The organism is Sphingobium trunci (assembly GCF_022664535.1).
GTDB lineage: Bacteria > Pseudomonadota > Alphaproteobacteria > Sphingomonadales > Sphingomonadaceae > Sphingobium.
Window position 1 is genome coordinate 1 of record NZ_JAKUJY010000047.1, and the last position, 9,211, is coordinate 9,211.

At 63.7% G+C, this 9,211-nt stretch carries 11 protein-coding genes; 6 read left to right on the forward strand and 5 right to left on the reverse strand.

Annotated elements, in window-relative coordinates; translation table 11 throughout:
- Positions 1 to 1,600 (forward strand): ParB/RepB/Spo0J family partition protein (locus MJ601_RS21445; RefSeq protein ID WP_242130431.1); only part of this gene is annotated, 1,600 nt, incomplete at its 5' end.
- 196 nt (positions 1,601 to 1,796) lie between these two features.
- On the opposite strand, the gene MJ601_RS21450 is transcribed toward MJ601_RS21445, so the two are convergent.
- Both MJ601_RS21450 and MJ601_RS21995 read right to left on the reverse strand, forming a co-directional pair.
- Positions 1,797 to 2,009 carry a hypothetical protein gene (locus tag MJ601_RS21450; RefSeq protein ID WP_242130432.1) on the reverse strand — a complete coding sequence of 71 codons (213 nt, stop codon included), beginning with the start codon at positions 2,007 to 2,009 and terminating at the stop codon, positions 1,797 to 1,799.
- Between the two features lie 24 nt (positions 2,010 to 2,033).
- Complete coding sequence (locus MJ601_RS21995) at positions 2,034 to 2,162, reverse strand: hypothetical protein (protein WP_281061382.1); 129 nt, start codon at positions 2,160 to 2,162, stop codon at positions 2,034 to 2,036.
- A gap of 82 nt (positions 2,163 to 2,244) precedes the next feature.
- Between MJ601_RS21995 and MJ601_RS21455 the strand changes: the two genes are divergently transcribed.
- Genes MJ601_RS21455 through MJ601_RS21465 form a run of 3 tightly spaced genes read left to right on the forward strand, consistent with a single transcriptional unit; the run spans position 2,245 to position 4,284 of the window.
- Positions 2,245 to 2,784 carry a hypothetical protein gene (locus MJ601_RS21455; protein WP_348635611.1) on the forward strand — a complete coding sequence of 180 codons (540 nt, stop codon included), beginning with the start codon at positions 2,245 to 2,247 and terminating at the stop codon, positions 2,782 to 2,784.
- Positions 2,781 to 3,713, forward strand: coding sequence for a HEPN domain-containing protein (locus tag MJ601_RS21460; protein ID WP_242130434.1), 933 nt, complete (start codon positions 2,781 to 2,783; stop codon positions 3,711 to 3,713). Before MJ601_RS21455 ends, MJ601_RS21460 begins: the two co-directional genes overlap by 4 nt.
- The gene (locus tag MJ601_RS21465; protein ID WP_242130435.1) at positions 3,697 to 4,284 is read left to right on the forward strand and encodes a sigma factor-like helix-turn-helix DNA-binding protein; all 588 of its coding nucleotides are present in this window, start codon (positions 3,697 to 3,699) and stop codon (positions 4,282 to 4,284) included. Before MJ601_RS21460 ends, MJ601_RS21465 begins: the two co-directional genes overlap by 17 nt.
- On the opposite strand, the gene MJ601_RS21470 is transcribed toward MJ601_RS21465, so the two are convergent.
- Both MJ601_RS21470 and traD read right to left on the reverse strand, forming a co-directional pair.
- Positions 4,277 to 4,510, reverse strand: a complete 234-nt coding sequence (locus tag MJ601_RS21470; RefSeq protein ID WP_242130436.1) for a conjugal transfer protein TraD — start codon at positions 4,508 to 4,510, stop codon at positions 4,277 to 4,279. The genes MJ601_RS21465 and MJ601_RS21470 overlap by 8 nt on opposite strands.
- A gap of 22 nt (positions 4,511 to 4,532) precedes the next feature.
- Positions 4,533 to 4,838: a conjugal transfer protein TraD gene (gene traD, locus MJ601_RS21475; RefSeq protein WP_242130440.1), complete on the reverse strand. Its 306-nt coding sequence runs from the start codon at positions 4,836 to 4,838 to the stop codon at positions 4,533 to 4,535.
- Between the two features lie 172 nt (positions 4,839 to 5,010).
- On the opposite strand from traD, the gene traA reads away from it, so the two are divergent.
- Together traA and MJ601_RS21485 are read left to right on the forward strand one after the other, a co-directional pair.
- Positions 5,011 to 8,007 (forward strand): Ti-type conjugative transfer relaxase TraA, encoded by a 2,997-nt coding sequence (gene traA / locus MJ601_RS21480; RefSeq protein WP_242130437.1) that lies wholly within the window; start codon positions 5,011 to 5,013, stop codon positions 8,005 to 8,007.
- A 15-nt stretch (positions 8,008 to 8,022) separates the two neighbouring features.
- The gene (locus tag MJ601_RS21485) at positions 8,023 to 8,766 is read left to right on the forward strand and encodes a DUF6118 family protein (RefSeq protein ID WP_242130438.1); all 744 of its coding nucleotides are present in this window, start codon (positions 8,023 to 8,025) and stop codon (positions 8,764 to 8,766) included.
- Positions 8,767 to 8,770: 4 nt separating this feature from the next.
- On the opposite strand, the gene MJ601_RS21490 is transcribed toward MJ601_RS21485, so the two are convergent.
- Positions 8,771 to 9,211: SPM autocatalytic domain-containing protein (locus MJ601_RS21490; protein WP_242130439.1), on the reverse strand; the 441-nt coding region annotated here is incomplete at its 5' end.

Consider the following 9,211-nt stretch of genomic DNA (forward strand, 5'->3'; position numbering starts at 1 on the left):
GTACGAGATCGTAGCAGGCAAGCGGCGTTACCATGCCGCACTGGCTGTCGCGGGGGAGACTGACGGTATCGCGTCCCTGCCCTGCGCCATCATGGAGGCAGGCGACGACGCGGCGGCGCTGGAGGCCTCGCTGATCGAGAATATCGCCCGGCTGGACCCCGACGAAATGACTCGCCACGAAACCTTCACCCGGCTGGTCCGGGAGGGGCGAAGCGTGGAGGATATCTCCCTGACCTTCGGTCTGACTGCCCTGCAGGTGAAGCGCACTCTCGCACTGGGCAATCTCCTGCCCCGCATCCGCAATCTTTACCGGGCCGAGGCAATCGATGCAGTCACCGTCCGCCACCTGACCCTCGCCTCCAAGGTGCAACAGCGCGAGTGGCTGGCCCTGCTGGACGATGATGATCGCCACGCGCCAGTCGGCCAGAATTTGCGGGCATGGCTTTGCGGAGGTGCCGCCATTTCCACCAAGTCAGCCCTGTTCGACCTCGCGAGCTTTGGCGGCGAGATCGTCGCTGACCTGTTCGGGGAAGAGAGCTATTTCGCCTGCGCTTCCGATTTCTGGACCGCGCAAATGACGGCGGTCGAGGAGCGCGCCGACGCCTATCGTGAAGCGGGATGGCAGGAAGTCGTCATTCTGGAGCGGGGAGCCTATTTCCACACATGGGAGCACGAGCGCTGCCCCAAGAGGAAGGGTGGCAAGGTCTATGCCGTCATCAGCCATCGCGGCGAGGTGACTTTCCATGAAGGCTACATCACCATCAAGGAAGCGCGGAAGCGGGAGAAAGGCGAGACCATCGCCAAGCCGGTTCGCCCGGAGATCAGTGCCCCAATCCAGAACTATGTCGATCTCCATCGCCATGCCGCCGTGCGCGCCTCGCTATTGTCACAGCCCGCTATCGCCCTGCGCCTGATGGTCGCCCATGCCATCGTCGGATCGTCGCTATGGCGGATCGATGTGGAGCGGCAGCGTGCCCATAATGATGCAATTGCCGAGAGTGTGGAAAGCAGCGCGTCGGAAGCGCTGTTCGACACCCAGCGCCGCGCCGTGCTGGCCCTGCTGGACTTCGATGCCGATACGCCGACCGTCACCAACGGTTATGCGGGCGACCACGGCCTGCCCGGCCTGTTCCGCCAGTTGATGACTTTGACCGACGACGCCGTGCTGGACATTCTCGCCATCGTCATGGGCGAGACGCTGGAAGCGGGCAGCGCCATGGTCGAATTGCTGGGCGCTATGCTCAACGTCGATATGGCGAAGGTCTGGCAGGCCGACGATGCCTTGCTCGATCTGGTCCGCGACCGGGAGGTGATCGGCCATCTGGTGGCGGAGGTGGCAGGCAAGACCGTCGCGACGGCCAATGCCGGGGAAAGCGCCAAGGTGCAGCGCCAGATTGTCCGGGACTATCTTGCTGGAACGGGCGGGCGCGCCAAAGCCGAAAACTGGGTGCCGCGCTGGATGGCCTTTCCGCCCACGGCTTACACCGAACGGGGCGGCGTCGGCAGCGTCGAACGGTGGAACTTGATCGGCCCGCTGCTGGAAATCGGAAAGCCCTCGGATGAAAGTGCTGAGGATCAGTCCATGGCTCAGGCCGCCTAACCCTGCTCAACCCGGAGACGACATCGGCTCCGGGTTATTTTCGCCTAGCTACAACCGGGATCGGGACGGATAAGCGCACCTGGATCGAAAGGCCGCCCGGCATGGCCGGGCGCTTTTGCTTCTACCAGTATTGGCAAAACACGGAAATCCCGCCGCGTTCAGCGAATACTCGAAAGCCGCCGTTTGGGGTTTTCCGTCAAGCGGGGAATGACCCGCCGCCCTTCCCGGCTGCACTTTGTTCACCCTCCAGCCGCTCCACTTCCCGTTCAAGCACAGTGCGGATGAACGCGGCCCTGCGCTGCCGCCCGACCAGCTTGTCAATTCGCTCGCCGAGACCTTCCGGCAAACGGATGTTGGTCGATTTCACGTTGAGCGGCGGCCTTCCCATAATTGTGTCGTAACCGCGCACGACACCCATTCAACCGGAAGCAGATTAAGCGGTGCCGGTTATTGCATATTTCCCCCATTCCGAGTTATAAGCGGTGCCGCTTAATGCCTCCAGATCGCCATTCGGCGTTTCAGGATGGCGAAATGAGGAAGGCAGGCCGATGACCTCACCCAATTTTCCTTCTGATGATTCGGTAGGCGGCACATCGCGCCGCGCGCTGCTCCGGGCACTGACGACCGCACCAATTGCGGTTCCTTTGATTGCTTCGCCCTGGAGCGAGGCTCTGGCCGATCTTCACGACCTTTATGGCGATTCACCAGCAGCCCTTGTTCGGACCAAGGCGGGACGAAGCCTGAGCCGCTTCCGCTATCACAATGCCGAGTCCTTTTATTGGGGACTGGAGCACGGCCTCTACGACAATGACGGCGGTGAGATGCTGTACCGGTCCGGCATTGTCGCCCAGCTTGCGCTTTCCTCCCACCTGCTCGACGTTGGTTTTGCCGACGAGTGGAACGCCCGCCATATCCGGCTGGATGTCGCCAAGTCGCTCGCCCATGCCAATGCGACCGGCTTTGGGCATGACTGTCCCGACATGGCGCGCCTTGCTGCCATTCTTTCCCCGTACTGGAAGTGGGGCCATGCCCATCGGATCGATGCGCCGCCCCCCGACAATGGCGGGTTCATGGTGGACGAGGTTCGCCCTCTGCTGCGCGCCTTGCTCGACCGCGTGCATGACGTTACCGGCCATCGCCGCCCGAACGGCTGGCGTCGCGAACAACCGGAAACCCGGTCATGATGCCGTCCACCGACAGGGAGCATCTGCCATGGCCGGTGCGGCAGGACCTTCGCACGGTCACGGCGATGCTGTTCGAAGCCTTCGCCGAAAGCCTCAAGGGCAGATTGTCCGAGCACTATCGATCAGGCCGTATCCTGACCCTGATCCTGCATGGTTCCCATGCGCGGTCCGATTCGTGGAATGTCGCGCCGGAGGATGCCTTCCATCTGCTGGCGATCGTCAATCATCTTCGGCTGGCGCGCAGGCAGCAGGATTGGCGACTGGTGCGCGACCGCCTGCGCCGCGCATGGGAGTTTGGCGAGATCGCTCGCCCGGTGCGGCTGACCGTCCATAGCCTGGAGCAGGTCAACGGCGCTCTGGCCGAGGGTATTCCCCATTTCGTCACCATCGCGGGCGAAGGCATCCCGCTCTATGAGATGGAAGGTTTCCGGCTCCTGTCGCCACGCTTGCTACCTATGCAGGAACGGCATGCGCGGGGACAGTCCGAGTTCGCCCGCTGGCATGATCGGGCAAGCGATTTCCTGCTGGGCGCGGCCTTCTACCGGAGCGAGGGCAATGCGCCCATGGCGGCACTGTTGCTGCATCAGGCGTGCGAGCATCTTTACCAATGTGTTCTCTGGACGATCACCCTGCATGGTCCGCGCACCCATGCGCTGGATGAACTGCGCGAAAGGGCCGAGTCGATCGAGCCGCGCCTGTCCATCGCATGGCCACGCGCGACCCCGTTCGAGCGCCGCGCCTTCGGCTGCATTCGCCGTGCCTATGTCGAGGTCCGCTATGGCCGTTCCTATCGCATCGGTTCCGACCAACTCGAATGGGCGATGGAACGCGTGATGCTGCTGCACGGCCTGACCGAACGGCTCTGCCGCGAGCGGCTGAACGACATGGTCTCGGTTCATCGAGAGGCACGTCATGGCCGATGCGCCTGACCCCGAGGTCGAGCGGCTCGCCGCCTACCGGAAAGCCGTCGATCGCCTGCCGGTCCTGACGCGCGTCATATTCCTGCTCGTTCGTCTGGATGCCCTGTCCTATGATGAAATCGCCCGTCGATTGTCCATCGACGCGCAGGCGGTGGAATCCTGCCTCGTCGAGGCGCTCGGCATGATCCGCATCATGCTTGATGGCGAATTACCCCGGCGTCGTGACGATCCGCGCATTGCCCTTGCCGAGGCTGACCTGCATCGGCGCCATCGCGCCTATTGCGAGGAAGCTTTGTGGGCATTGGGCATCGCCGGTCCGATCCCATGGCCCGGAGACAGCGACGACGACCAGACCCTCATGCGGATGATCGTTGCGGCCATGCCTCCACGCGTTCACGCCACCTTTATCCTGCACGGCGTCGATCGATTGAGCTATGCACGGATCGCCGAACGCATGGGGACGTTCCAATGGATCGTGCGGTATCGCATGCTCCGCGCCATTCGCCATATCGCGCGAGCTCCGGATCAGTTCGAGCAATGGTTGCGCGATAGGGCCTCCGCACCTGCGACGATCAATTAGCCGATGGCTTCTCCGCCTCGAACGCGCGTTTGCCTTTGCGTTGCCACAGCGCCAGCGCATTGCTCCGCTCTGGCCCCCGCAGCCTGTCGGCGGCGGTGAGGAAGGCGCCGTAGAGGATGGCGCGATCATCGTCGGTCAGATCGACCAATCCGGCCTTGATGACGAGGCCGCCCAGCTCGATCAGGTGCCGCGTCCGTTCGCGGCGCTTGATGACCCATTCGCGCATGTCGGTTCGCGCCTTTCGTGCTTCAAGCCGATGTCCCGCCGCCTTCAAGCGGGAGAGTGCCGCTTGGGCCGCGATCAGGTCCGCTCGCAGGCTGGCGTTTCTCACCGAGAAAGAAGGCCGCGCCCGCCTTACGCCAGCCCTCCTTCGTGGCGGCGTCCTTCGCCGTGACGGCATGAAGCAGTGCGCCTGCCAGCAGATCGGCGTCGAGGGCATCGGCTCCACATGCCGCCACCAGTTCGCCCAACTGCCGCACGCGGCGTTCCTTGAGCGCCTTCGCCTTGTCGGCAAGGGCTTTGAGTTCCGAATCGAAGTCGCGCGGCTTGCGCATCGCAAAGTCTCCATTGAGTGAAGATGCGGTGATGATAAGATAAACCTCGCCGCCGCGCAGTAGAGTCGCCGGGACAGCCTGACACCGCCTAGTCCCGTCCGAGAAATTTTCGAGAAGGGCGCGCTTATACGTCGTGCCGACGTGCTGCTTGAAGTGTAAATGGATTGCCGTCATGGCGATCTTCCATTTCTCCGTTCAGGTCATCAGCCGCGCTTCTGGTCGCAGCGCTGTCTCTGAGGCGGCCTATCGCGCGGGTGAACGGCTGCACGATGAGCGCCTTGACCGCGACCATGATTTCCGCGCCCGCTCCGGCGTCGAGCATAGCGAAATCATGCTGCCACAGAACGCGCCGGATGAATGGCGTGACCGGGAACGGCTGTGGAATGACGTCGAGGCCTTCGAGAAGCGCAAGGACGCGCAGCTTGCCCGCGAGGTGGAGTTCGCCATCCCGCGCGAGATGAGCAAGGCGCAGGGCATCGAACTGGCCCGCGATTTCGTGCAGGCCGAGTTTGTCGATCGCGGCATGATCGCCGATCTCAATGTGCATTGGGATATCGGCGCGGACGGCCAGCCCAAGCCCCATGCCCATGTCATGCTCACCATGCGCGAAGTCGGCCCGGATGGCTTGGGGCAGAAGGTCCGTGAATGGAACGACCATGCGAATATAGGGCACTGGCGCGAAAGCTGGGCCGACCACGTCAACACACGGTTGGCCGAACTCGACATAGACGCCCGGATCGATCATCGCAGCCTCGCCGATCAGGGCATCGATCTGGAACCGCAAAGCAAGATCGGCGGTCCGGCGCACCGGATGGACGCGCATGGCCTCGAAGCCGACCGCGCCGAGATGCACCGCGAGATCGCGCGGGAGAATGGCGAACGCATCATCGCAAACCCCGGCATCGCGCTTGACGCCATCACGCACCAACAGGCGACGTTCACCAACCGCGATATGGCCATGTTCCTCCACCGTCACAGCGACGGGCAGGAGCAGTTCAATGCCGCCATGCACGCGGTGCGCGGTTCGCCCGACTTGATCGCCCTGGGCAAGGACGGACGCGGTGATGACCGGTTCACGTCGCGCGAGATGATCGAGACCGAGCAGCGGATGAGCCGGGCGGCCGATCAATTGGCGGCGCACCGGGACGATGGTCTCCCGGCGGCGACGATCTACGCCATTCGCGCCGCCGAGAGTCGAGGTCTCGCTCTGGGTGCAGAGCAGGAAATCGCTTTGCGACACATAACATCCGGACGCGGATTGTCACTGGTGTTGGGCTATGCCGGAACCGGCAAGAGCGCGATGTTGGGCGTGGCGCGCGAGGCATGGGAAGGTTCCGGGTTCAACGTGCGCGGTGTGGCGTTGGCGGGCATCGCCGCCGAAGGGTTGGAGAACGGTTCGGGCATTGCTTCCCGCACCATCGCCAGCATGGAGCATGGCTGGAGTCAGGGGCGCGATCTGCTCAACGCCCGCGACGTGCTGGTGATCGACGAGGCGGGCATGGTGGGCACGCGCCAGTTGGAGCGCGTGCTGTCCCATGCCGCTGAGGCCGAGGCCAAGGTCGTCCTTATCGGCGATCCGCAGCAATTGCAGTCGATCGAGGCGGGTGCGGCGTTCCGCGCGATCCATGAGCGGCATGGCGGCGTCGAGATCACGCAGGTCCGTCGCCAGCATGAGGGTTGGCAACGCGATGCCACCCGGCACCTCGCCACCGGCAGGACCGGCGAGGCGATTGCCGCCTATGCCGACAAGGGCATGGTGCATCAGGCCGAGACGCGTGACGAGGCACGGCGTGATCTTGTCGAGCGCTGGGACCGCGAGCGGCAGGCCAATCCGAATGCCAGCCGCATCATCCTTACCCATACCAATGCCGAGGTGCGCGAACTCAACGACGCGGCGCGCGAGCGGATGCAGGCAGCGGGCGAGCTGGGCGAGGATGTGCGCTGGCAGGTGGAGCGCGGCCCGCGCGACTTCTCTAGCGGCGACCGCATCATGTTCCTGCGCAACGAGCGCAGCCTTGGCGTGAAGAACGGCACGCTCGCCACCATCGAACAGGTGGACAAAGACCATATGGCGGTTCGCATCGATGACGGGCGTTCAGTGGCATTCGACACGAAGGACTATCGCGACCTCGACCATGGCTATGCCGCGACGATCCACAAGGCACAGGGCATGACCGTGGACAGGGTGCATGTGCTGGCGACGCCGGGGATGGACCGCCATGGCGCCTATGTCGCCCTCTCGCGTCATCGCGACGGCTTGGCGCTCCACTATGGTCGCGATGATTTCCGCGATCAGTCCCGGCTGGTCCGCACGCTCAGCCGTGAGCGGACGAAGGAGATGGCGACCGATTACCGACAAGCCGACCCGGCTCGCACCTTCGCCGAGCGACGCGGCATCACCTTCCGCGAGCGTGTCGCGGAAATCGTCCGTGCGGGGGCAGACAAAGCGCGCGGGATCTTCGACAATTTCCGGCCCAGCATCCCGGCGCAGCAGGGACGCGACATATTTGCAGGGTTCCAGCCCAAGGCCGAGCGCCCGGAGCAGGAGCAGGCGCGTGGGCGAAGCGAACAGCGCCAGCATGAACACGAGCCGCAGGCGCTTCGCGCGGGCGGCGTGCGCGGCGCTATCGAGCGCTACGCCAGAGCGTTCGACGCCATCCGGCAGACCCGTGCGCAGGGCCTCGACGCCATGCCGCACCAGCGCGAGGCGCTGGATCGGGCGCGCGACGCTCTGAACGCGGTGCGGCCCGAAGGCGCGTCCGACCTCGATAGCGCGTTCAAGGGCAGTCCGGAGCTTGTCCGCGAGGCCGCCGGAGGGCGCGGCCAGGCGGCGATGCGCGCGATGCAGTTGGAGACGGAAATCCGCATGGATCCGTTCCAACGTGCCGACAGGTTCGTGGAGGGCTGGCAGCAATTGCAGCGGCAGCATGATGAGCTTGTCCGGGACGGCAATTTCCGGGGCGCGAAGAGTGCCGCGCAGCAGATGGCCGTCATGGCGAAAAGCCTCGAACGCGACGCCCAGCTTGAATCCGTGCTGGGCCTGCGCAGCCGCGAGCTTGGGTTGGAGATTGGCCGCGACATGGGACGCGACCTGCCCCGCCAACTTGCCGATTCCATTCCCTTCGACCACGGACGCGATCTCGACCGTGGGTGGGGCATCAGCCGCTAGCAAGGAGAAGTCGTTATGGATGACGGGCAATCGCTGTTAAGCGAAACGGAACCGCAAGAGGAAACCGCTGCCCAGGCGTTCGCGCGTCTTGATGGCCGGATCGCTCTCCTGTCCCGCGCGATCGAACATCTGGCCGCCGAGCGGTCGAACATCGATATTCCCGATTATAGCGCGACATTGGGGCAGATGAATGCGCGTCTTGCCGCCATCGCGCAGGCACTGGCCGGCATATCTGGAAAGCCGGCCATGCAATGGACGCCCGAGGAAATGTCCGCACGAATGGACGCGGCGGCGGAGAAGTCGCGTCGCGCTGACGCCGTGACCCTCAAGGAGGCGCGGGAGGTCCATCTGGAGGCGGCCAAAGCCATACGCGCATTCATCCCCATCGCCCATGAGGGCCGGGAACAGCGCAAGCATCTCCTGTGGGCCGCAAACGGTGGTTTGCTGGCTGGATGTCTGCTCTGGGCGATCCTTCCTGGCGTTATTCTACGGGCCTTGCCGACAGGCTGGCATATGCCCGAAAGCATGGCGGCCCATATCATCGGTGAGTCGGCACTATGGGATGCGGGTGCGCGCATGATGCGCGCAGGCGACCCGCAAGCGTGGCGGACACTGACAGCGGCTGTCGAGATATGGCGCGACAATCGCAATCTCCTTGATGCCTGCACGCGGAAGGCGGACAAAAGCGAACAGCCTGTTCCGTGCAACATCCGTGTCCGCAATGGAATGGACGGCCAGTCTTCAACTGGCCGCCGTTGATGAACTACCGCCACCCTCCACGAGTTACTGCCAGGAAATTATCCCGTCGCTCTGCCAGGGCTTCAAATTTACCGAATGGAGCAGTGCCCCGTCCATCCCAAAAGCTAGCCATCGCTTCGCTCAGTTGCGATGCTGCCCTGCTAATAGTTGCGTTCTGCGAATTCGCCGTGTCATAGCTTAGGGCAACGTCGCTGAAGGAACCCACCGTGCCGTTAGTCCGGGTGAATGAGCCGGTATTGACGGTGATGTTCTCACCCCATTCCCAACTCTGATTGACGGCTTCGCCAGCCAGATCGATCGATGCGACGCCTACAGCCTCAAGGGATGAAATTTCCTTCTCGTCGACCCGGCCATTGCCATTCTTGTCCCACCACACCTTGAACTGGGAGAACTGGTCATCAAGCGACGAGAAAATGCCATCCCCATTGCTGTCAAACACCCGTAG

Excerpts from the sequence above, each read along its gene's own strand:
- MJ601_RS21460 (WP_242130434.1), top strand. The coding sequence starts at position 2,781 with ATGATGCCGTCCACCGACAGGGAGCATCTGCCATGGCCGGTGCGGCAG.
- MJ601_RS21465 (WP_242130435.1), top strand. The coding sequence starts at position 3,697 with ATGGCCGATGCGCCTGACCCCGAGGTCGAGCGGCTCGCCGCCTACCGG.
- MJ601_RS21470 (WP_242130436.1), bottom strand. The coding sequence starts at position 4,510 with ATGCGCGAATGGGTCATCAAGCGCCGCGAACGGACGCGGCACCTGATC.
- traD (WP_242130440.1), bottom strand. The coding sequence starts at position 4,838 with ATGCGCAAGCCGCGCGACTTCGATTCGGAACTCAAAGCCCTTGCCGAC.
- traA (WP_242130437.1), top strand. The coding sequence starts at position 5,011 with ATGGCGATCTTCCATTTCTCCGTTCAGGTCATCAGCCGCGCTTCTGGT.
- MJ601_RS21485 (WP_242130438.1), top strand. The coding sequence starts at position 8,023 with ATGGATGACGGGCAATCGCTGTTAAGCGAAACGGAACCGCAAGAGGAA.